Here is a 23,011-nt window from a genome sequence, read left to right on the forward strand (position 1 = left end):
TTAGCTCCTTTTCTCAACATCTTCCAGTGCTTCCCATCGTGCATAAAATTGGGTTAATAATGCTTCATCTTCAGCCAAACCCTGATTTATCTTTGCAATCACCTGAGCTTCTTGTTGGTAAAATTTGGGATCAGCCATTTTTAACTGCAATTCAGCTATTTTTTCTTCCAGTTGCTCAATTTTCTGTGGCAACTGAGCTAGCTCACGTTGCTCATTAAAACTTAATTTATTGGTTGCTACATTGCGTTTCACAGCGGGTGCTTTGACTCCCTGTTCGCGCTGTTCCTGTTTCTTATGCATTTTATATTCATCATAACCACCAACAAATTCATTGAACTGCCCTGCTTCTTCATAAACTAAGACACTGGTCACCACCTCATTGATAAATGCCCTATCATGACTAATCAATATTAAAGTTCCCGGATAATCAACTAACATATCCTCAAGGAGCTCCAAAGTTTCAATATCCAAATCATTGGTAGGTTCATCCATCACCAACAAATTGACGGGTTTAGCAAACAGCTTGGCTAACAACAATCTGTTTCTTTCTCCACCAGAAAGCACAGAAACAGGCTGATTAAATCGTTCGGGTGAAAATAGAAATTCGCGCAAATAGCTGGCGACATGTTTTTGTTTGCCATTTATTGTTACATAATCTGCACCATCACCCACATTAAACATGACGGTTTGATCTTCACGCAAGTGCCGACGCAATTGATCAAAGTAGGCAACACTTAAAGAAGTACCCAACTTTATCTGTCCAGAGTCAGGCTGTAACTCCCCAAGCAATAGGCGTACTAAAGTCGTTTTACCACATCCATTAGGGCCAATTATTCCAAACTTATCCCCTCGAGTCAGCAATAAGGAGAAATCACGTAAAATTGTTTTATCCCCTAGTTTATAATTCACCTGATTCGCTTCGATCACTACCGAGCCGGAACGAGTTACATCAAGTGAAAATGACTTAACTTTACCTAACTGATTACGTCGTGCCTTATATTCTTCTCGTAAAGCCTTTAATGCGCGAACCCGACCTTCATTACGTGTTCTTCGCGCTTTGATACCTGTACGAATCCAGGCCTCTTCCTCAGCCAACTTTTTATCAAATAAATCATTTTGTTTTTGTTCGCTCAGACGAATCGACTCTCTTCTATCGAGATAGGTCTCATAATTACAATCATGCTGATAGAGCTTTCCTCTATCGATTTCTACAATTCGATTAGATACTTGGCTTAAAAACTCTCTATCATGGGTGACCAACAACACAGCCCCCTTGAAATTTTTCAAGTAAGACTCTAACCATTCGATTGCTTCAATATCCAAATGGTTTGTCGGTTCATCTAAAAGTAATAAATCTGGCGTTGCGATTAATGCAGCCCCCAGTAATACACGACGTTTCATACCACCTGATAAATTATTCATCCGTTCGTGGGTAGTAATACCTAAACGACTGGCCATGGTTTCGATTTGTGGCAACTTGTCCCACGCATGTAAATTATCCATCTGTTGCTGACATGCGGCCAATTTCTCCATATCACCCAATTGGGAAAGTTCATTAAAACGTGCTAAAACCTCGCCTACTTCACCAAGACTTTTCACTAGAAAATGATAGACAGACTCTTCTCCGGTAATTGGAACTTCCTGGGTCAAACCAGCAACGCGCAAACCAGAAAGTTGATTGATTTGACCACTATCTGGAGTCAATTCACCTTGCAAAAGTTTTAGAAGCGTGGATTTACCCGCTCCATTTCGCCCAACTAATGCGATGCGATCGAGGGGTTGGATCTGCCAATCGGCATTATCTAATAACTGATTACCCGCAATATTGAGGGACACTCCATGAAGGGAAATAATACTCATACACGAACTCTGACTATAAAGTTACAGCCTGAATAAAGGAAAGCGAAACCCGAGCTTTTCGCTATCATTGGATGACGAGGTTTTTTGCTTTCGCCTCACCCAGGCTACAATACTAATATTAGACTACTTTTTAAATGAATTTACTTCGAAGATAAAACCATTATACCATCCATCTCGACCTGAGCACCACGGGGTAATGCAGAGACGCCTATTGCCGCTCTTGCGGGGTAAGGTGCTGCAAAGTAACGACTCATTGCTTCATTAATTAAAGGGAAATGGCGTAAATCGGTAAGGTAAACATTCAATTTCGCTATATGTGCCAAACTACCACCAGCAGCTTCACAAACCGCCGACAAATTTTCTAAAACTTGAGTAATTTGCAGTTTAATGTCTTCACTGCAGAGTTGCATGGTTACAGGATCAAGTGGTATTTGTCCTGATAGATAGACTGTATCGCCACATTGAATGGCTTGTGAATAGGTTCCAATCGCTTCGGGAGCCAATTTTGTATTTATAGGTCGCATTAATTATCCCCTTGTTTTTTTCTATAAAGACGCATCACCACTTTATTCGCTCGCAACCTTCGCATTACCCGGGCCAGATGCGTTCTATCAACAACACTAATTGAGAAGGTAACCGCATTATGCCGACCATCACGTGGATCTACATTAATATTACCAATATTCGATCCTGACTCAGCAATAGCGGTTGCCAGCGCAGCTAAAACGCCACGCTCATTGATCACATCAACAGTAATATCAACCCAATATTCTCCTTCAACTTGTTCATCCCAACGTAAGGCAACAAATTGCTCTGGACTGGTTCGAGAATTTTTTAAAGTGGTGCAATCACTGCTATGAACAATAATTCCTCGGCCTTGTTGGAATTTTCCAACAATATTATCGCCAGGAATAGGTTGACAGCATTCGCCAAAATGAACCACCATTCCCTCAGTGCCTTTAATTGCCAAGGGTCGTGTTTTAATCCCTTTGTCTAACTCATTAGAGTCTTGAGTGACTACCAATCTTTTGGCAATTACCATCGCCATTTGATTGCCTATACCAATCGCATAGAGCAAATCATCGATTGTTTTATAATGCAAGTCACTTAATAGCGCTTGCAATGATTCTGGTGGTATTTTGGCATAATCGCTGGATAGTTCGTTTAATGATTGTTCCAGTAGACGTTTTCCTAAACTAATTGATTCGGTGTTTTGTTGGCTTTTCAGAAAATGGCGGATATTAGAACGCGCTTTACCGGTAACCACAAAATTTAACCATGCCGGGTTAGGATGTGCACCGGCCGCCGTCACTATCTCAACGGTCTGCCCATTGGATAAAGGAATGCTGAGGGGGACTAATTTTCTGTTGACTTTCGCTGCCACGCAACTATTACCTACCCCTGAATGAACTGAATAAGCAAAATCAACGGGTGTCGCCCCCTTAGGTAATTCCATAATATGGCCTTTAGGGGTAAAAACGTATACCTCATCCGGGAATAAATCAATTTTGACGTTTTCAATAAACTCCAATGAACTACCTGTGCTGCGTTGCATTTCCAAGAGGCTTTGTACCCATTCTCTTGCACGCAGTTGCGCTTCATTGACTTCAAGGCCAGATGATTTATAAATCCAATGTGCTGCCACCCCATTATCAGCAACTTTATCCATATCACGAGTACGAATTTGCACTTCCAGAGGAACTCCAAAAGGCCCAAATAAAGTGGTATGCAAGGATTGGTACCCATTTGCTTTAGGAATACCGATATAGTCTTTGAAACGTTGTGGAACAGGTTTGTAGGTACAATGTAAAGCACCTAAAATACGGTAACAGGAATCAATATCTTCAGTAATTACGCGGAAAGCAAAAACATCGGTAATCTCAGTAAATGAGGCTTTCTTCTGGCGCATTTTTTTATAAATGCTGTATAAGTGCTTTTGTCTACCGAATACTTGTTCATAAGGAATATTCAATTGTGCTAAAGCCAATTGCAAATCACGTTCAATCGTCTGGGTTAATTCACGCCGATTACCACGAGATTTTTCCACTGCAGATTTAATCGCTCGATAACGCATAGGATATAAAGCTTGAAATCCCAAATCCTCAAGACCAACATAAATCGAGTGCATTCCCAAACGGTTCGCGATGGGCGCGTAAATTTCCAGGGTTTCAATGGCAATTCGCCGACGTTTTGCATAAGGCATTGCACCAAGAGTTTTCATATTATGCAAACGATCAGCCAGCTTAACAATAATTACGCGGATGTCTTTGACCATAGCCAAGACCATCTTACGAAAATTTTCGGCCTGGGCCTCAGCTTTTGATTCAAATTTTATTTTGGTCAGCTTGGTAACACCATCAACAAGCGAGGTAATTTCTTCGCCGAACTGGTGTGTTAAATCTTCTTTACTCACGGAAGTATCTTCAACAACATCGTGGAGTAAAGTCGCCATGATTGTTTGATAATCCAGGCGCATTCGGGCAAGAATTAGGGCTGCTGCGACAGGATGAGTAATATAGGGCTCGCCGGAACGACGCATCTGACCTTGGTGTGCTTTTTCAGCGACCAAATAGGCTTGGTAACATTTTTCTATTTGCGACTGCTCAAGATAGCATTTCAGCTCTTCATCGAGCTCCTTAAAGTAGCTCACGCAGTACTCCCTAGTATCTAACATGACCGTACCCCTTTACCCCTAAATTCACACCATTTAAGACGCCTCGAATAAATCATGATCCTTCATGATTCATAACATAGGTGAAGTGAAACGGAACCCGGAACATTTTAGTCACCTAAAAGCCTGGGTTCCGTTTCACTTCACCCAAGCCAAATGATTGTGTTATCTAAAAATTATTCTTTATCCAAAATTTCAGGGGTTATCAAACCTTCAGCTATTTCACGCAAAGCCACAACGGTAGGTTTATCATTTTCCCATTCAACCATAGGTTGATCGCCTCGAACTGCAATTTGGCGCGCACGCTTAGTAGCCACCATAACCAGTTCAAATCGATTCGCAACATTTTTTAAACAATCTTCAACGGTAACTCGCGCCATAATTCATTCTCCAGTAGCAAAACATCGCATTTTACTGCGATGACATCAGGAAAGAAAGCAATTTTGATTGTTTATTTATCTGCCGCTCAATACGTAAGCGGTTTGCAATGACAATCGCCTCCAATTCCATAGCCGCCTTTTCAAAATTATCATTTACGATTAAGTAATCAAACTCAGGATAATGGCTCAATTCATCTTGCGCTTTTCTCATCCGATCGCTAATCACTTCATCCTTATCTTGCCGACGATCTAATAATCGTTGTTTTAATACATCTAAAGATGGCGGTACAATAAAAATACTCACCGCATCTGGAAAGGAACGTCTAATCTGTTCTGCCCCTTGCCAGTCTATATCCAAAACAACATCGATACCTTTTTGCAAACGCTCGTTAATTTGGTTGATCGACGTGCCATACAAATGATTAAAGACACGGGCGTGCTCTAAAAAAGCACTCTCATCAATCATACGTATAAATTCATTTTCATCAATAAAAAAGTAATTCACTCCATGCTGTTCACCAGGTCGCATGGCTCGCGTCGTATGCGAAATGGATACCTCAATATCCTCAAGGGACTCCACTAACTTTTTTACTAAACTTGTTTTGCCTCCCCCAGAAGGTGCTGCAACAATAAATAAATTACCGGAATAATCACCCACAATAATACTCACTCAATGTTTTGAATTTGCTCACGCATTTGTTCAATTAAAACTTTCATTTGCACCGCACTCTGAGTTAAATCCACAGAGTCAGACTTTGAACTTAGCGTATTCGCCTCCCTATTTAATTCTTGCATCAAAAAATCAAGACGTCTGCCTGCTATTTTATCGCAATTTAACGTCCGACTCACTTCATCAACGTGAGTCGTTAATCTATCGAGTTCCTCACTCACATCAATACGAGTCAAAATTAAAGCAATTTCCTGTTCTACTCGTGAATCCTGAACCTCAATCTTCACTGAGTGCAGCCGGGTCAATAACTTATCTTTAACTTGCTCTGCTTGTGTTGATACTATAGAGCGAGCATGCTTAATTTCCCGACCCAATTCACTTAAACGTGCCTCCACGTGCACTTTTAATGCAGCACCCTCAGTAGACCGCATCTGCTTTAATTGCTCGATCGCTTCATTAAATAAGGAAAGCGCGCTTTCACCTAACGCGTCCACATCAGGTACACTGGCTTGGACTACCCCAGGCCAAGAAAGAACACGACTAACCCCTAAATCGTTCGGCAAATGATGTGATATGGAAAGATTCTCCCCTAAATTCACTAATGCATTTACCATGCCTATATTTATAAGCATAGACTGATTATTAGAACTTGTATCTTGATATTTCAGCTGGCACTCCAATTTCCCTCGATTTATCTTATCTCGCAATAAAGCGCGTAATTGTGGTTCTATAAATCGGAACGATTCGGGCAAACGAAATGAAACATCAAGATAACGATGATTAACTGACTTGATTTCCCAACAAAAATGACCCTCTTCAATCTGCTTTTGCACTCGTGAGAAAGCCGTCATACTTTGAAGCATTGTAAATACCAATGAATAAACCTTGCGCGAATATACCCCAATTTAAAGCAATTGGAAAATAAAACATACTCCATAGAGGATGCCAATTTAACAAAATCGAATAAAATTTCTACCTAATTCAAAAATATAAGTTAAATTCTTCATCCGCTCTAAGTTGTTCGTGCAACTTTGCTGCACTCTTAACCTCAAAATGTGCTAAAGCTAAAACTCCCGGCCTTTTGGCATTCCCAAAGTCGGCCATAAAGATAATTTTTAGGAGAATGAGATGAATTTAAACAATGTTTTAACGATATGTGTTTTGTGCTTTTCATTCAGTGATATTGTGAAGGAAACGAAGTGGACCTTTCGGTACCTTTTTATAATGTTAAACTCTTTTATGGAGATAAAATTCACGCTAAATACAGTCTTAAAAACGATCAAGTAATGATTTGTAAAGATAAAAGTGGTTTTAGCTATTCCAATATTTACTGGTATTACAAAGGATCCCAATATTTTGCTAGTCTTCCTGTTGTATTAAAGAATAATGAACGAGTCTCTGGTAAGTGGGCCGATCCGGAGGGTACAGCAATTATTAGCAGTAATAATACTTATGACTCCGTAGCGATAACCTGTGAATATCAACAAATACCCCAAAGTAAGTACCCGAGTTAACGAATTGAACTCGGGACTAAAAATTATTTACTTGATGATGATGGTGTGACTGCTTCGGATGGCTGATTTTGAGACAACAACTCGCTCATTTTTTCATTCATCCAACTCATAAGTGTCACCGCAGACATCACACGCAAGCCTCGTGGCAAACCACCTTTGAAAAATATAGAAGCACCATGTGTTGCATAGAGATTTTGGGTGGTTTTGAAAAAACCAGCTGGGTTTGTAGCAACTGAGGACTGTTGGGCTGTTTTCACCACATCAAACTGTTGTGAAGCCAATGTTGCACCTACTCCTGCCACTATCCCAGCGAACAGCGATGCAAAGTAATCGTTTGAATAATGCCCTTTTATTTGGTTTTTCAATGCAGGAGTTACTGCCAGAAAAAAGGTAGAAAACATTCCTTCTCTCAGCATCGTTGCCAACATTCCTGTATAAAGACGAGACCAACCTCCTTGCTTCACCAAGTCGGTTCCTGCTGAGAAGAAACTCTTTTTTTGATGGGTCATCACCATTTCTGTAGGACAACTTATCAGCGCAGAGCCTACCCCGGCAGCAAAAGCACTAACCAATCTTTGGCGATCAGATAGCTCATATTCATTGCCAAAAAACCAATTCTGGAAAAAACGATTCAAACCCACTTGCACTGAAGTTATAGGGATCATACTGGCTGCATTTGGCAAAATACCTCGATACAATACTTGTGGATTTAGCGTGAACGGCTCTCCTCTTTGCATTCGCGTTTTTATCGACCACAACGGATGATCGACCAACACTTCAAAAGCACCTGTAACGCTTCCAGAGAAGATGCTTTGGAACACACTGAGATTGTTTTTCTTTTCTTTAGGGGGCATGTCTTCTTTATGGGACTCAAATTTAGCTTGGGTCATAATATTCTCCAATAGTTGATTCAAATGAATTCATTACCCGCTTGTCCCACCTCCCTAGGGAGGCGCGGATAATGAAAGACCGCCCTAGGGAAAGGAAGGCAAGAAAATCACTAAAGAAGAAATAATAGTTTGAGAAGCAACTAAATCGCAGACAAACAGCGTGCTTGCAGATAAATCTGCAAAAGGTACAACACTGATTTCATGACTACGATAGTTCATAATGGATTTTTATTTTAAAATTGGATCTCGAACATAGCACGATGAACCATTGTTATTCAATATGTATTTAAAGAATTTTTTGCAGCAAAATAACTCTATGTGTTTATAAATTTACTCACCGTTTAAACATGTATTTTTTATTTTTAGAAAACATGAAACATCTTAATAATAAAACAATAATCACTTCTTTATTTATATAACGCTACTTTAGGATGCAACTCAGGAAGTTAAGCGGTATAATTCTCAATTTTGCGAGGATTATCCAATGCGCCCAAGTAACCGTGAAGCCAATCAACTACGCCCTGTTAAATTAACTAGAAATTATACAAAGCACGCTGAAGGCTCTGTCCTTGTTGAATTTGGGCAAACCAAAGTATTGTGTAATGCCTCTGTAATCGATGGAGTTCCCCGTTTTATTAAAGGAAAAAACCAAGGTTGGGTTACCGCTGAATATGGCATGCTTCCACGCGCAACACACAGTCGTACAGAACGCGAAGCAAGTAAGGGGAAACAAGGCGGTAGAACTATGGAAATCCAGCGTCTTATTGGCCGCTCTTTGAGAGCTTGTGTTGATTTAAAATTTTTAGGTGAAAATACGATAACCTTAGATTGCGATGTGATTCAAGCAGATGGAGGGACAAGGACAGCGGCCATTACTGGCGCTTGTGTCGCAATGAGAGATGCAATCAATTGGATGGTTGAGCGAGAAAAAATACGTAAAATGCCTGCATTCCATTATATTGCCGCGGTTTCTGTAGGACTTTATCGAGGCCAAGCCGTACTCGACTTGGATTATGCAGAAGATGTCCTGGCTGAAACCGATATGAATATTGTGATGAACGAAGCAGGACATTTCATTGAAGTTCAAGGAACTGCGGAAGACAGACATTTTAATCGCGATGAATTAAACACTATGCTTGCACTTGCTGAACAGGGTATACCGCAATTAATTGACTTACAGAAAAATGCTTAGATAGTTAGCCCCCTTCTAGGAATAGGTAATCCCGAACATAGTGAGGGATCTCCAGTGTGTCCCAGAGCATGATGTTTAAGTGGGATGCTGCAACCAGGAGATCCTTCGCCGTAAACTCCTCAGGATGAGGGGCGTAAATCACTACCTCTCAAGAAGACCTATTCTTTAAAATAGGTTTTTATCAATAGCCACATCACGTGCCGTATGAGTGGAAATAATATTTTTTTTCACCAGCTCTGTTAAATGCTGATCCAAAGTTTGCATTCCTTTACCTTGGCCTGTTTGGATGGAAGAATACATTTGAGCCACTTTATCTTCGCGAATTAAGTTTCGTATTGCGCCAGTGCAAATCATGATTTCCAACGCAGCAACTCGCCCTCCCCCATTTTTTTTCAATAGCGTTTGTGCAACTACAGCTTGCAATGACTCGGACAACATCGAACGTACCATGGATTTTTCTTCGGCGGGAAACACATCGATAATCCGGTTAATGGTTTTAGTTGCCGAATTAGTATGCAAGGTGCCAAACACCAAGTGTCCGGTCTCAGCAGCAGTCATGGCTAAACGGATCGTTTCCAAATCACGCAATTCCCCCACCAGAATCACATCAGGATCTTCACGCAGTGCAGAACGCAAAGCAGCGTTAAAACTCAGTGTATCTCGATGAACCTCGCGCTGATTTAGCAAGCACTTTTTACTTTGATGTACAAATTCTATTGGATCCTCAACAGTTAAAATATGATCATAACGACTGGAATTAATGTAATCGATCATGGCGGCCAGGGTAGTACTTTTTCCTGACCCTGTTGGACCAGTAATAAGAACTAATCCTTTAGGGTAACTGGACATTTCCTCGAAAATAGAGGGTAAACCCAAATCGCTCATACTCAAAATTTCAGAAGGAATAGTACGAAAAACAGCTGCTGCACCACGTAACTGATGAAATACGTTCACCCTAAAGCGAGCCAAATTGGGTATTTCAAAAGAAAAATCGGTTTCCAAACTCTCTTCAAACTCCTTCCTTTGTCTATCATTCATCACATCATAGATAATTTTTATTACTTCCTTGTGTTCCATGGCTGGCAAATTAATTTTACGTAAATCCCCGTCCACGCGAATTAAGGGAGGCAATCCCGCAGAGATATGTAAGTCCGAAGATTTATTTTTTACTGAAAACGCTAATAATTCTGCTATATCCATTGTTTGGTTCATCCTGATTATTTAACAATAACAGATTGGGTCATAGTGCATTGATCGTTAAATCACTAACTGATCTTAATTAAATAATTCAACAAGTCAATTTTCTAAATTTTTTAATAAGAGCCATTTTTAAAAACACTCGCTAGGCTTGGGATGAATCTCCTAGCAAACCAAGTAACACTCGGCAAACAGTGTTTCTTTTGCTATTGTTGAGGTTTTCCAAATGTATTTAAAAGATCATGAGTCTTCAACAAAGTCTAAATCAAATAAAACAATTAATCATACAAACTGAACTGGAGTGTGGAAGAAAACCAGGAAGTGTTTTATTGCTCGCGGTGAGTAAACAACAAGGTATCGAGGCGATTCGCGGATTATTTCAGCTGGGGATCACTCATTTTGGAGAAAGTTATTTTCAAGAAGCCCAATCAAAAATCAATGCTTTAAATAATATACCCATATGTTGGCATTTTATTGGCCCTATTCAAAGTAATAAAACAAAAGGCATTGCCACTTTGTTTCATTGGGTCCACAGCATCAGTCGACTTAAAATTGCTAATTATCTCAATGAATATCGCCCTAGCAATTTAGCCCCACTCAATATTTGTTTACAAATTAATCTGGTAGATGAACAAACTAAATCTGGAATTCCTCCGGAACATGCTGCTGAACTCGCTTTGGCAGTAAGTCAACTTCCCCATCTCAAACTAAGAGGCTTGATGACTATTCCCCCACCGCAAAAAGAGATGCAAGCACAATATGATTTATTTATTCAGCTCAATCAACTCATGCATTCACTCAATCAAGAACTTGGTCTGGACATGGATACTTTATCCATGGGAATGAGTCATGATTTTGTCCCTGCAATCAAAGCAGGTGCTACCATAGTCCGAGTCGGCCAAGCATTATTTGGTGAGCGACAAAAATAAGGCAACACGATATAATCTTGCAAAATCAGTTGCTTCGGGAGAAAAATATGTCAGGTCTTATCGCAGTGACACTTTTTGTTGTTTCTTTATTTTTTTCACTGGTTATTTTCAGTTTATGGATTCGTATTGCCTTACGGTATTTGCGTGTTAGCGCACTTCATCCAGTAAACCAACTCATTTATAAAATGACAAATCCGATAGTCAATCCAATACAACTCCTGTCAAAGCAACCCTATAAACCAGGCCAAAAATATGATGTCCCCGCGTTTATTACCTTATTTTTGGTTGAATTATTAAAAATCATCTGCATTAGCCTTCTTGCCTTACAAGGGTTAATCCCGATTGGCTTCATACTGATTTATATTATCGCTGACTTAATCATTCAGCCTTGCGACATTCTATTTTTTGCCATACTCATTCGCGTCATCATGAGTTTTGTTAATCCCAATTGGCAAGGTCCAATTGCAGATCTCTTACGTTTGTTGACAGAACCTTTGTTAAAACTCGGTAGAAAGATTGTTCCTGACATTTCCGGTTTTGATTTTTCTCCTTTCATCATTATAGTCTTATTAAAAATTATCACCCTATTTATCAGGGCAAACCTACCCTGGAGATTATTATAAAAGCAACTATACTTATTTTTATGCAGAGGAATATCAGGAATAAATTATGAAATTGACGTACCTCAGTAGTACCGGCTTTGCATTAATCATTTTACCTCTTAGTTTATTTGCTGATACTCAATCCTATTATTGCCCCCAAAACCACGGATACATTAATATCGGTATGACACCCGATGAAGTCATTGCAGCCTGTGGTCAGCCAGTGAGCCAACAAGAATCAAATCAACCGGTACTCCAAAAAATTCCCGTGCAACAACTCATTTACAATAACATGGGAACGAGTACTGCTTTTTATGGAGTATGGAATGTACCTACAGGTAGTGGCGGGGTTCAACTTGAAATAGATATTGTGAACCAAAAAGTACGCTCCATTAAAATGAATGGTTCGGACAGTAATTCAGTTTCGGTCTGCAAAGGCGCGAACATTCAAGCCGGCGATCCCGTCCAAAAAGTATATTATGCGTGCGGCTCTCCTTCTATAGTAAATAATTCATTTATCAATGAAGTGGTACCCACAGCAGAAAAACCTCAAGTTTGGATCTATCAACCTGGGGAGTATCAACCTCCAGTAACCATGACTTTTGTTAATGGGAAACTGCAATCCATTCAATAACTCCATTATAACAAATCACAGTTCAATACTATGGTAAGTTAAAAAAATAAGATAAACTCTCAAGATTTTGGCGAAGAGATACATCCTTTTCGATGTACCTTTTTTTCTTGGATAATTATTGAGGCAAGACTCGACATGACTGCAAGCATAGATGAAATCACTATTGGATATAATGATAATGGAACAGAAACTGTTAAAGAGCTGGATAAGAAAGTATTAAGCAAAGGAGCCTGGACTACTATTATGTTTAAATACCAGGACTGGGATAACACGCAAAATGATTTTGGTCCAGTTAAATTTTCAATTCGCCGTTACCAAAAACGGAATAATCAATACTGGCAAAAATCTAAATTTAACATTTCCAGTGCGGAGCAAGCACAAAAAATCATCGATATTCTCAATGATTGGTTGAAATAGTTTGCCTGCTACACCATTTTTTTATGATTGGACTTAAAATAAATACTCTTCCAACCTCCTGATTATAGTTCATTACCTATCAGAAAAATTTCATTGTAAGTCATTATAAATACAATATTTTTTTAATTTAAATCTCAAATTAATCCTTGAATTAAGGGTATTTTTTACTCACCTCAACACCCGACATGCCCACAAAAAAAACCCAGAGATCTAATTTTGTTCGATTTATTCATATTTGTTAAGGTTGAGTTAATTTTTGAGCCGTATAATGGAGATTAAATTTAACAACTAAGACAAGATATAGCTATGCAGACTAAAACAGAAACTCCTAATATAAAAAGTGGGCAACCAACTGGAACTGCACCGGCAGTTACACCAAAAAGTTTATGGACTTTTCCAAACGTTCAAAATATGCCATGGATAGCACCAATGGATCTAATTAAGTCCAGTATGTCTAAAGATGGGACTCGCACTCCATCCTTTTGGCAAAATCCTGCGTTTACATCAATGATGAAAGGATTTTATAGTCCAGCAATTATGCAAAGTCCTATATTTACCCAAATGGTACAAGGTATGTGGGATGTAGCCACCAAAAGCGCAAGTACTCCTTGGTTTCCGCCAATGCAGGCAATGAAACAAAAATTACAAACACCGAAAATCGATACACCAGCAGTGCCGGTAGCAAAGCCTGTAGTACCAGTCACAAAACCTGTAGTACCAGTCACAAAACCAGCAGTTCCGGTTACGCCACCACCTGGGAAAAATGGCGGTTCCTTCCCTGCATGGATCCCTTCTTTAGACCAAGTACACCAAGGTTTATGGAGTGGAGTTAATTTCGCAACCGTTGCACTGTTCACAAGCGGTGCTATTGTATCCGTTCAAAGTCCGATAAAAACTGTTTTGGTTAATTTAACTAAGGACAAAACCATATTACCCCCATCTGCATGTCAAGCTGGGAAATTGGGTATGATTAGAGCACTGTATGCTGGAACTTCAGCTTCCATGTCAGGTTCTTTAATAAGAACAGGTTATGTTACTGGTGCTAAAGGCGGCAGCAAACCTGTAGAAGAAGCGCTTCTTAAAGATGAGGCAGGTAAAGAAGAAGGTAAAAAATACGCTACTGCGAGTGTAGGGTATGTTATGGCAATGGCACTAGGTGATATTCTGGTAACGCAAATACCTGAATCAATTTCTACGCTGCAAAAAGCAGGGACTCTTCCCAAAGATTTTAAATGGAAGACTGTTCCCAATGCCTGGAACTTGATGATGGGTGGCTTTGCCCCAAGATATGTTTCAGGAATGGTTAATTTTGGTGCGTTATGTGTTCTTGAAGAGGTAATAGCGAGAAATTTACCAGACCATAAAGGGAAGCATTTTACCGCTGGGATGTTGAGCGGTATGTCTGCTGCGTTTTTTGCTTATCCATTTACCGTATTCAAAGATTACACCTTGGTGAGATCTACAGTGACACCAGAGGGAAATCTAAAAAGTGCAAGCTCACTTAAATTAACAAAAGATTTATTTTTTGCCTTTATAAGTAGTCCAGGGGCTTCAGCTAAATCTTTCGGAGAAATGGCTCTAAAACAAGTTCCAATACGAATGGGCTTAACCGGCATCATATTTGCTCTAGTTGCTGGTGTTGGTGAGTCTATGGGTCAAGAACCCTTAAAGAAAGTAGTTCCAGAAGAATTTCAGCCTTCATCATCACCAGGCAAATCGAGACATAGCCTGTTTGCTACTAAGACTGAAACAACTCCTCGAATTGAAGAGATTCATGAGGATACTGATGAGCAGACAAAGACACAAACTACTGGGTCTAGTCCAGGTAATTCAACAAAAAATTAAGTAACAAATCCACAGAACAAACCATTTTATTTTTATAAAATGGTTTGTTCTGCAAGAAAATAGTGTATCATAGTATTGCGATGTGCAATTTTGAATCACATATTGCAATATTTACTTATTAAAGGATGAAATATGATGTCACGCAATTTTCTTGGATTTTTTGCTAAACCTGCCAAAGCCGTTTTTGAAACGACTCTTTATTCTGTTGGTGCAGCAGCAATCGGTACTGGTTTTTATCGTGCTGGAACTTATGTTAATGAGCAATTTAAGCCGCGACAAGACGATCTTAAACCTCAGACAATGAATCAATCTGAGTCTGAACGCCGAGATAATTCACATCAAGCTGGGATGAAAATGGGACTTTAAATATAATTGAGGGATGGTGTAGTCAAATTCAATTGACCAACACCACTCCAAAAAATTGTATGAAAAGCTAGCTTATTATACCCATTCAAGACCAGGATGAGAACGCTCAAAGTATTTTTGCACCATTGCGTCTGAAACCAAATCCAAACGTGCAGGATGCCATTGAGGATTTTTATCTTTATCAATCAATAAAGCCCTAACCCCTTCATAAAAATCATGATCATGCATAAAATGACTAACCATGTCATAGTCCATTTGTAAGCATTGCGCTAAAGATAACCCTTTTGCCTTTTGTAATTGGGCCAAAGTCACTTTAAGACTCAAAGGAGATTTTTGTGCCAAGGTATTATCAACCGCCTCAGCCCATACTGTATTAGCACTTTGTAACGATCCTCGAATCATTTCAATGGTGGGGTGCGCAAAACACACATCAATCAAAGGCTTAATTTGGCTGATCTCTTCAGTAGACGCCACAAAAGAAAAACGCTGTAAACATTGATTGACCTGCTCAAATGCATCCGCGGATAAATCTTCATTCATCAATGCGTCAAATAAAGCAGGCATTTGTTCTGATGATACTATTTTTTTAACCAGTCCGGTTTTTACCGCATCATGAGCACCTAAACGATTACCTGTTAAACCCAAATACGTACCTAAATAACCTGGGCATCGTGCTAATAAATAGCTGGCACCGATATCAGGAAAGAAACCGATGCCCGTCTCAGGCATAGCAAATACAAAGCGCTCACTGGCTATTGGATGACTGCCATGCATGGAAATGCCCACGCCGCCTCCCATGACAATCCCATCAATTAGAGAAATATAGGGTTTACCAAAATGGTGAATGAAATGATTTAAACGATATTCGTGCCAAAAAAATTGCATTTGTTCTGCATCATTGACTTGGCCAGAAAAATATAACGAACGTATATCCCCTCCAGCACAAAATGCATTCCCAGGTGCTGCCCGCACAATCACCGCATGAATCGACTCATCCTCTTTCCAAAGACTTAATTGTCTTTGCATATTCAGAATCATATTTAAAGTCAGCGCATTCAAAGCCTTGGGTCTATTTAATGTGATGACACCCAATGAACCTTCTTGGTTAAAAAGTACTTCGTCAGACATAATTATTTTCCTTTGAATTGGGCCGCTCGTTTATCTAGAAATGCTCTAACCCCCTCTTGTTTGTCTTCAGAAGCACAGACCTTGGCAAAGTGAATGGCTTCTAGATGCAACGCATCAGTCAAAGACAAATCAAAACCATGATCAATAACTTCCATAACCCCCGCTACAGCAAGTGGAGCCATACTCAAAATTCCCTGCAATAAATTTTTTCCCCGCTCTAATATCATTTCAGGTTCAACGACTTCGCTCACTAATCCCCAAAGTAATGCAGTTTCTGCGTTGATAAAGCGTCCAGTCAAGCACAAATCTAAAACCCGGCCTTTACCAATTAAACGCGCTAACCGTTGGGTGCCACCATAACCAGGGATAACACCCAGTTTCACTTCAGGTTGACCGAACTGTGCTTTTGTTGAGGCAATTCTTATTGTTGCGGAAATGGCTAATTCGCAGCCTCCGCCAAAAGCAAATCCGTTCACCGCAGCTAATGATGGCTTGCCTAGAGTTTCCAATAATCGAAATACTTCCTGTCCGCGACAAGCAAACTCATATCCTGTTTGCGCAGTACATTCTGCCAGTCGGTTAATATCCGCACCAGCGCAAAAAGCTTTACCATTCCCAGTGATCATTAATGCCTTAACTTTCGGGTTTGTTTTTGCATAATGAAATGATTCTTCTAATGCATCTAATACTTCTGAACTTAAAGCATTCAACTTTTCAGGTCTGTTTAAAGTCAAAGTTAAAATCCCTTGATTATCTAAATCTTGTTCGATTAAATTCATTCGTTAACTCCTTGTTCTATAGAAACATAGCGTACCTAATGCATTGTAGTCTGGGGGCGGTGAGACTTGCGTCATCCCAAGTTCGCGAGGGATCCCCATTGTCATCTTGTGCTACACTGAGAATTCCTTAGCGACGCTGGGGATGACGGCTTTTGCTTCACTGCATCCAGACTATCAACAGACAGATCAGCACAAAAAGTGTTCTTCGTCTAAAGTCGCTTTAGCAACAATTTCTCTCATGATTTCATTAGTGCCTTCAAGAATCTGATGGACTCTTAAATCCCTAAATATTCGCTCGATCTGATAATCACGTAAATATCCATAACCACCATGGATTTGCATCGCCTTATCGCAAATATGGAAAGCAACATCAGTAGCCAAACGTTTCGCCATGGCACAATATAAAGGGACATTAGGATCATTTTTATCCATAGCGCTTGCTGCCCGGTAAACCATTAAACGGGCTGCTTCATAATCAGTTAACATATCTGCAAAATAAAAACGTAATGCTTGCATTTCAGTAAGTGGTTTGCCAAATTGTTTCCGCTCATGCATGTAGCTTTGGGTCAAGCGCAAACAAGCAAGGGCCCCCCCCAATGAGCACGAAGCTATATTAATCCGCCCCCCATTCAATGCACTCAATGCAATTTTAAATCCCATCCCTTCATCACCCACGCGATTGGCGACAGGTACACGGCAATTTTCAAAAAAAACCATACTGGTAGGCTGACTATGCCAACCCATTTTTTTCTCCAATTTACCAAAATTCAACCCTGGAGTATTTTTTTCAATTAATAAACAGCTTATTCCATGATGGGATGAATCACCGGTACGAACCATACATAAGTAGACATCGCTCACCGAACCTCCTGAAATAAAGGCTTTAGAGCCATTCAGCACATAATAATCTCCATCTCTTACCGCCTTCGTTTTCAAAGACGCAGCATCAGAACCAGATTCCGGTTCAGTCAAACAATAACTGCCAATGAGTTCCATGGAGGTTAATTTAGGCCCCCACTTCATTCGCAACTCAGGATGAGCATAGCGATCAATTAAAGAGATCACCATGTTATGAATAGAGAGATAGGCGCTCGTACTGACACACCCTGTTGCCAGTTGCTCAAACAATGATGCAGAGTCCAAACGTGTTAATTGAGCTCCGCCAATATCCTCCCTGGCCATCATCCCAGCCATTCCTAATGCAGCAGCTTCACGTAAAACATCCACAGGGAAATAACTCTCATAATCCCAACTATCAGCCATGGGAGCCAATTTGGTACGTGCAAAATCAGCTGCCATCTCACGAATAGCTATATGTTCTTCGGTGAATTCAAAATCCATAAACTGTCCTTAGAAAATTCGTTTAAATGTATTATTATTGCCAATTTTTAACATCCATGAAAGAGATATGCTTCGAAAATTATCCAGAGCATTTTATGAACGTGATACCATTATGGTTGCCAAAGAGCTTTTAGGCAAATATCTTATTCATAAGCAATTTGGCGTGGAGTATGTAGGACGGATCGTCGAAGTTGAAGCGTACCTTGGACAGCATGATCTGGCATCCCATTCATCTAAAGGTCTGACCCAAAGAACAAAAGTCATGTTTGGACCCGCTGGTTACGCTTATATCTATCTAATCTATGGGATGTATTACTGTACTAATGTCGTTACAGAAACGGAAGGTAGCGGTTCTGCAATTTTGCTGCGTGCTATTGAACCTATTAAAAACATTCAAGGAAAAACGCAAGGACCTGGGTTGCTTTCAAAAGCGATGCATATCGATAAAGCACTAAACCAACATGATCTAACCAGCGATACTTTTTATATTGCTGAAGAAGAGCAAAAGCAAGAGTTTACTATTGTAGAAAAACCTAGAATTGGTGTGCATTACGCAAAAGATTGGGCAGAAAAATTACTGCGCTTTTATATAAAAGATAATGCTTTTATTTCCAAACCATGATGATATGATTGCAACCGTTTAGCGCTCATGAAAAGAATAAGAATAATCACATGGAAACTCTTGCGGCACCTATAACTCGCAATCAAAATTCGCTTGCTGTACTCAAAGAGTACTTTGGGTTTGACTCATTCAGAACACCTCAGGAAGACATTATTAATGATGTTATTGCTGGACATGATGTTCTTGTTTTAATGCCCACCGGCGGTGGAAAATCCCTATGTTATCAGATCCCCGCTATCGTAAGACCGGGAGTGGGCATCGTTGTTTCGCCATTAATTGCCTTAATGGAGGACCAGGTAACAGCCTTAAGATTACAAGGAATTCGCGCCGCTTATTATAACTCATCCTTAACTAGTGAAGAAGCAAAAAATGTATTGATGCAATTACATGGTGATGAACTGGATTTATTATATATTGCTCCTGAACGCCTTATTAGCACATCATTTTTAGAACGATTACAAGAATGCCATATCGCACTTTTTGCGATTGACGAAGCGCATTGTATCTCTCAGTGGGGCCATGATTTTCGTCCTGAATATGCCGCTTTAGGGATCTTGAAAGCCCAATTTCCCAATATCCCAATTATTGCTTTAACTGCCACTGCGGACCAACAAACACGCCAGGATATTGTTAAACAATTAAACTACTCACCTAAAAAATACATTGCCTCATTTAACAGACCGAATATCCATTATAAAGTCGTTCCTAAAACCAGTGCGGTGAAACAATTAAATCAGTTCTTACAAACAGTGGAACAACAATCTGGAATTATTTACTGTGGCACCCGTACAAGCGTAGAGAATCTTGCTAAAAAATTACAGGAAATGGGATTTAAAGCACGTGCTTATCATGCCGGGCTTCCCCACAAAGAACGCAGGGAAGTACAATTTTTATTTCGACATGATCGCATTGACATCGTTGTTGCGACCATCGCCTTTGGGATGGGGATTGATAAACCTAACGTGCGTTTTGTTGTCCATCACGATTTACCTAAAAATATTGAGGGATACTATCAAGAAACCGGGCGTGCCGGGCGTGATGGATTACCAGCCCAGGCACTTTTACTCTATGACGCAGCAGATAGTGCGCGTTTACGTTCCTGGATTATTAACAACCCACTTGATGAGCAAAGACGAGTTGAAACCAATAAGCTCAACCACATGCTGGCTTTTGCTGAAGCATCACATTGCCGTCGCCAAATTTTATTACGCTATTTTGATGAAGTATGTGAAACCGAATGTCAATATTGTGATGTATGCGATAACCCGCCAACAACCGCTGATGCAACAGAAGATGCGCGAAAATTCTTATCCTGTATTTATCGTTTACGGCAAAATTATGGTTTAACCCATACCATAGATGTATTACGTGGCAGTTCTTCGGATAAAATAAAACAATATGGTCATGAACAACTCAGTACCTTTGGCATTGGTAAAGATAAGTCAGCGCAATACTGGAAGCAACTAGCCTGGCAACTTATTCATAAAGAGTATTGTGTGCAGGATATGAACCATTTTAATGTTCTTAAATTAACGCCTAAAGCAATTCCTTTGCTAAGGGGTGAAGAAAAAGTATCATTGACACTGGCCAATTCCGATATAAAAAGCAATAAAAAGAAATCCAAAGAACGACGTTCAATTCAGACAACAAATAGCCCGCTGTTTGAACTGCTTCGTATTTTAAGACGCAAACTGGCCGATGAAGAGAACAAACCACCTTTTATGATCTTCAGCGATGCAACCCTACATGCAATGGCAGAGGCCAAACCTCAAAACCTGGAACAGTTACTCGCGGTACCTGGCGTAGGTCAACACAAACTGGCACATTATGGAAGCCAGTTCCTAAACGCATTGAACGAATATAATGAATAGGATATCCTAATTTTAATGGCTTATTATTGGCCATTTTTGCTGAAATATTAATACGGACTCGAAGGGTGAAATTTCGCGCACGATGCACCCAATACTGCCTTTCTCTAATATAGGCTGAGCACTAATACAAGGACTAGTAATTATGGGGCTGAAAGAAATAATCACTGAGGTTGAAAAAGAGGTTGGCCTATTTTCACAAAAATATAAAACAATAGAAGGAGGTCATACCTACACCATTCCTTTTTCCCAAAAACCTGCCGAACAACTCCTGACTTCATTAGGGGGGATGAAGGATCCAAGCGCCATACTTTCAAGCGCTACACCAGCGATTCACACTTCAGGTAACGCAGATGTTACGATAAATGGCTTTACTCCTAAAACAGCCGATAAAAAATTAGTAATCACTGGAAAGCGTCTTGATCACTTGCTACAAAGCGGCAAAATATATGTCAATACAGCTCTTTTTCCTGCGGGTTTGTACCAAAAAGTCCTCAATGAAAAACTGGCAGGGAAGAAAAAAGAGGAGTTACCGTCAGAAACTAATGGAATTCACTGGGAAAATCTTGCGGTTGGAGTGTGTCATGTCCAAGAAATTGATTTGCTCGTTGATACCATTATGAGCACTCACAAAAGAGCCCATACCACAGTCCGTATAGGAAAAATCGAGGAAAATAATCCGAGCTTGCTTTTGCTTTCAAGCCCCCGCTTGAATCTCAGCGGTGGACTTGACGATCATATGGATAAAGAAACTCAGATCCGTTTTATTGAAGGAATGTTTTACAACCTTTTTGATGCCGTACAAAAGGAAGGACGCCAATACATCGCAATGCCTGCAGCCGGTTTGGGCGCGCATGGCGGTAAACCCGAAATGTATTTTGCGGCGTTAATGAAAGCAGCAAAAGCATTTCCTAAATTAAACATCATTTATCATCCTAATGATCATGAAAAATCCTTTGATAAGGCATTAAAAAAAGCTAAACTGGAGAATGTAGTTAAAATAACTAAAAATGTTATTTTTATTGCAGAGAGACTTAACCAACGGGGTAATCCTTGCGCCTTGCATATACCCGCAGATAGCGACGTTATTTATGGATTATCTGATATAGGAGGACCATGGAAATCTCCTCCTTCTAAAAGGCATCTTTTGTTTTTAAATAAAAAAAATGAAACCAGTCAAACTTATATAGGCGCGCTTTCAACTGCACCATTAAATAGTTTTGGCGTTAATCCACAAGCTTATGCAACAATTATAGAGCGAAATTTAGGAAATTCTCTCGATACACCATTAGGCAAAGAGATTAAAGATACAATTTCCATTCACGTCACAACACAACAAACACCCTCCATTTCAGAACATGGAATCGACCCCACTATTCAAGCAGAACCTGGGAGCCAAGCAAAAAACAATGCTAGAATTACAGGAGAACAGCTCAATAAAATTTCCATAAAACCTACTGAGGGGAGTGAAGTCCTCAAATCCCCAAAATCATCTGTTGTTCCTGATCACATTTCGGAGCCACCAAAATCCTCTCAAACTAAAGCAATTGAAGAACATCCCTCTTCAAAACCTGTAGTTCAAGAGGAATTTCTTCAACAAGCTTCCCGCTTATCCACTAAAAATTCATCTGATCCAAGAAGAATAATTTCTTCTCCCGCTCAAAATGGTCTCTTCGCCCCACCCAAGGAATCGGTACAAGCTAAAACTCAATCAGCTACTTCCTCATTGAGCGAGCAACAGCTACAGGAAATTAATCAAACCATTGATCAGTTAACATTGGAAATCGAAAGTTGTTGGCCTTATCCTAATAAGGCTTTAAAACAAATCAAAATAGACGCTCTAAGTGCATTAATAACCCATGCAGAGACTATGAGTCTTTCTAATGCCATTGCAGCAATTAAAGAAGAGTTTCCAAGAGTTGCTGAAGGAACTTTTAGTACACGCACAGCTGCTTTATTAGTCCGCCTGGAGCACTCCACTAAGAATTTGGAAATCCATTAGAATTATTACTTGCAGGTCGGGCGAAGGCCCGAACTGCGTTTGCTATTTTTGTCAATGAATAATCTAAGCGATGCAGGATGCAGGTTATGCCTAGGCTGCCTTTA

Annotated in this window: 23 protein-coding genes; 11 read left to right on the forward strand and 12 right to left on the reverse strand. The window is 39.9% G+C overall.

What is annotated here, in order from left to right; genetic code table 11:
- From OQJ26_RS05375 to OQJ26_RS05400, 6 genes are all read right to left on the reverse strand, one after another.
- Window positions 1-1,860, reverse strand: a complete 1,860-nt coding sequence (locus OQJ26_RS05375) for an ATP-binding cassette domain-containing protein (protein ID WP_265702873.1) — start codon at window positions 1,858-1,860, stop codon at window positions 1-3.
- A gap of 140 nt (window positions 1,861-2,000) precedes the next feature.
- Window positions 2,001-2,384, reverse strand: coding sequence for a RidA family protein (locus OQJ26_RS05380; RefSeq protein ID WP_028382147.1), 384 nt, complete (start codon window positions 2,382-2,384; stop codon window positions 2,001-2,003).
- Window positions 2,384-4,510, reverse strand: a complete 2,127-nt coding sequence (spoT, locus tag OQJ26_RS05385) for a bifunctional GTP diphosphokinase/guanosine-3',5'-bis pyrophosphate 3'-pyrophosphohydrolase (protein ID WP_265702874.1) — start codon at window positions 4,508-4,510, stop codon at window positions 2,384-2,386. Before spoT ends, OQJ26_RS05380 begins: the two co-directional genes overlap by 1 nt.
- Window positions 4,511-4,707: 197 nt before the next feature.
- Window positions 4,708-4,911: a DNA-directed RNA polymerase subunit omega gene (gene rpoZ / locus OQJ26_RS05390; protein ID WP_010653170.1), complete on the reverse strand. Its 204-nt coding sequence runs from the start codon at window positions 4,909-4,911 to the stop codon at window positions 4,708-4,710.
- Window positions 4,912-4,942: 31 nt separating this feature from the next.
- Window positions 4,943-5,572, reverse strand: a complete 630-nt coding sequence (gene gmk / locus OQJ26_RS05395; RefSeq protein ID WP_265703059.1) for a guanylate kinase — start codon at window positions 5,570-5,572, stop codon at window positions 4,943-4,945.
- A gap of 5 nt (window positions 5,573-5,577) precedes the next feature.
- Window positions 5,578-6,444, reverse strand: a complete 867-nt coding sequence (locus OQJ26_RS05400) for a YicC/YloC family endoribonuclease (RefSeq protein ID WP_265702875.1) — start codon at window positions 6,442-6,444, stop codon at window positions 5,578-5,580.
- A gap of 336 nt (window positions 6,445-6,780) precedes the next feature.
- Here OQJ26_RS05400 and OQJ26_RS05405 point away from each other — a divergent pair, with 336 nt between their 5' ends.
- The gene (locus OQJ26_RS05405) at window positions 6,781-7,095 is read left to right on the forward strand and encodes a hypothetical protein (RefSeq protein WP_265702876.1); all 315 of its coding nucleotides are present in this window, start codon (window positions 6,781-6,783) and stop codon (window positions 7,093-7,095) included.
- A 23-nt stretch (window positions 7,096-7,118) separates the two neighbouring features.
- Here OQJ26_RS05405 and OQJ26_RS05410 read toward each other — a convergent pair whose 3' ends face one another.
- Both OQJ26_RS05410 and OQJ26_RS05415 read right to left on the reverse strand, forming a co-directional pair.
- A complete protein-coding gene (locus OQJ26_RS05410; RefSeq protein ID WP_265702877.1) occupies window positions 7,119-7,985 on the reverse strand; it encodes an MC/SLC25 family protein in 867 nt (288 codons plus the stop codon).
- Between the two features lie 84 nt (window positions 7,986-8,069).
- Complete coding sequence (locus OQJ26_RS05415; protein ID WP_265702878.1) at window positions 8,070-8,204, reverse strand: hypothetical protein; 135 nt, start codon at window positions 8,202-8,204, stop codon at window positions 8,070-8,072.
- Between the two features lie 265 nt (window positions 8,205-8,469).
- Between OQJ26_RS05415 and rph the strand changes: the two genes are divergently transcribed.
- On the forward strand, window positions 8,470-9,177 hold the full coding sequence (rph, locus tag OQJ26_RS05420) for a ribonuclease PH (protein ID WP_265702879.1): 708 nt from the start codon (window positions 8,470-8,472) through the stop codon (window positions 9,175-9,177).
- 165 nt (window positions 9,178-9,342) lie between these two features.
- Here rph and OQJ26_RS05425 read toward each other — a convergent pair whose 3' ends face one another.
- Window positions 9,343-10,377 (reverse strand): type IV pilus twitching motility protein PilT, encoded by a 1,035-nt coding sequence (locus OQJ26_RS05425; protein ID WP_265702880.1) that lies wholly within the window; start codon window positions 10,375-10,377, stop codon window positions 9,343-9,345.
- Window positions 10,378-10,616: 239 nt separating this feature from the next.
- On the opposite strand from OQJ26_RS05425, the gene OQJ26_RS05430 reads away from it, so the two are divergent.
- The 6 genes from OQJ26_RS05430 (at window position 10,617) to OQJ26_RS05455 (ending at window position 15,167) form a co-directional block, all read left to right on the forward strand.
- Entirely contained in the window at window positions 10,617-11,303 is a 687-nt protein-coding gene (locus tag OQJ26_RS05430; RefSeq protein WP_265702881.1) for a YggS family pyridoxal phosphate-dependent enzyme, read from the forward strand.
- A gap of 47 nt (window positions 11,304-11,350) precedes the next feature.
- Window positions 11,351-11,926, forward strand: coding sequence for a YggT family protein (locus tag OQJ26_RS05435; RefSeq protein ID WP_265702882.1), 576 nt, complete (start codon window positions 11,351-11,353; stop codon window positions 11,924-11,926).
- Between the two features lie 46 nt (window positions 11,927-11,972).
- Window positions 11,973-12,539, forward strand: a complete 567-nt coding sequence (locus tag OQJ26_RS05440) for a DUF2845 domain-containing protein (protein WP_265702883.1) — start codon at window positions 11,973-11,975, stop codon at window positions 12,537-12,539.
- 135 nt (window positions 12,540-12,674) lie between these two features.
- Window positions 12,675-12,956, forward strand: a complete 282-nt coding sequence (locus OQJ26_RS05445; RefSeq protein WP_265702884.1) for a hypothetical protein — start codon at window positions 12,675-12,677, stop codon at window positions 12,954-12,956.
- 306 nt (window positions 12,957-13,262) lie between these two features.
- Window positions 13,263-14,801, forward strand: a complete 1,539-nt coding sequence (locus OQJ26_RS05450; protein WP_265702885.1) for a hypothetical protein — start codon at window positions 13,263-13,265, stop codon at window positions 14,799-14,801.
- Window positions 14,802-14,933: 132 nt separating this feature from the next.
- Window positions 14,934-15,167 carry a hypothetical protein gene (locus tag OQJ26_RS05455; protein WP_265702886.1) on the forward strand — a complete coding sequence of 78 codons (234 nt, stop codon included), beginning with the start codon at window positions 14,934-14,936 and terminating at the stop codon, window positions 15,165-15,167.
- Window positions 15,168-15,242: 75 nt separating this feature from the next.
- Here OQJ26_RS05455 and OQJ26_RS05460 read toward each other — a convergent pair whose 3' ends face one another.
- From OQJ26_RS05460 to OQJ26_RS05470, 3 genes are all read right to left on the reverse strand, one after another.
- Complete coding sequence (locus tag OQJ26_RS05460; protein WP_265702887.1) at window positions 15,243-16,295, reverse strand: enoyl-CoA hydratase/isomerase family protein; 1,053 nt, start codon at window positions 16,293-16,295, stop codon at window positions 15,243-15,245.
- Window positions 16,296-16,297: 2 nt separating this feature from the next.
- Complete coding sequence (locus tag OQJ26_RS05465) at window positions 16,298-17,074, reverse strand: enoyl-CoA hydratase/isomerase family protein (protein WP_265702888.1); 777 nt, start codon at window positions 17,072-17,074, stop codon at window positions 16,298-16,300.
- Between the two features lie 186 nt (window positions 17,075-17,260).
- Window positions 17,261-18,415 (reverse strand): acyl-CoA dehydrogenase family protein, encoded by a 1,155-nt coding sequence (locus OQJ26_RS05470; protein ID WP_265702889.1) that lies wholly within the window; start codon window positions 18,413-18,415, stop codon window positions 17,261-17,263.
- A 67-nt stretch (window positions 18,416-18,482) separates the two neighbouring features.
- Between OQJ26_RS05470 and OQJ26_RS05475 the strand changes: the two genes are divergently transcribed.
- From OQJ26_RS05475 to OQJ26_RS05485, 3 genes are all read left to right on the forward strand, one after another.
- Complete coding sequence (locus tag OQJ26_RS05475; RefSeq protein WP_265702890.1) at window positions 18,483-19,037, forward strand: DNA-3-methyladenine glycosylase; 555 nt, start codon at window positions 18,483-18,485, stop codon at window positions 19,035-19,037.
- A 50-nt stretch (window positions 19,038-19,087) separates the two neighbouring features.
- The gene (recQ, locus tag OQJ26_RS05480) at window positions 19,088-20,908 is read left to right on the forward strand and encodes a DNA helicase RecQ (protein WP_265702891.1); all 1,821 of its coding nucleotides are present in this window, start codon (window positions 19,088-19,090) and stop codon (window positions 20,906-20,908) included.
- A gap of 142 nt (window positions 20,909-21,050) precedes the next feature.
- A complete protein-coding gene (locus OQJ26_RS05485) occupies window positions 21,051-22,907 on the forward strand; it encodes a hypothetical protein (protein ID WP_265702892.1) in 1,857 nt (618 codons plus the stop codon).
- The last annotated feature ends 104 nt before the right edge of the window (window positions 22,908-23,011 follow it).

This window comes from Legionella sheltonii (genome assembly GCF_026191355.1).
GTDB classification, from domain to species: Bacteria; Pseudomonadota; Gammaproteobacteria; order Legionellales; family Legionellaceae; genus Legionella; species Legionella sheltonii.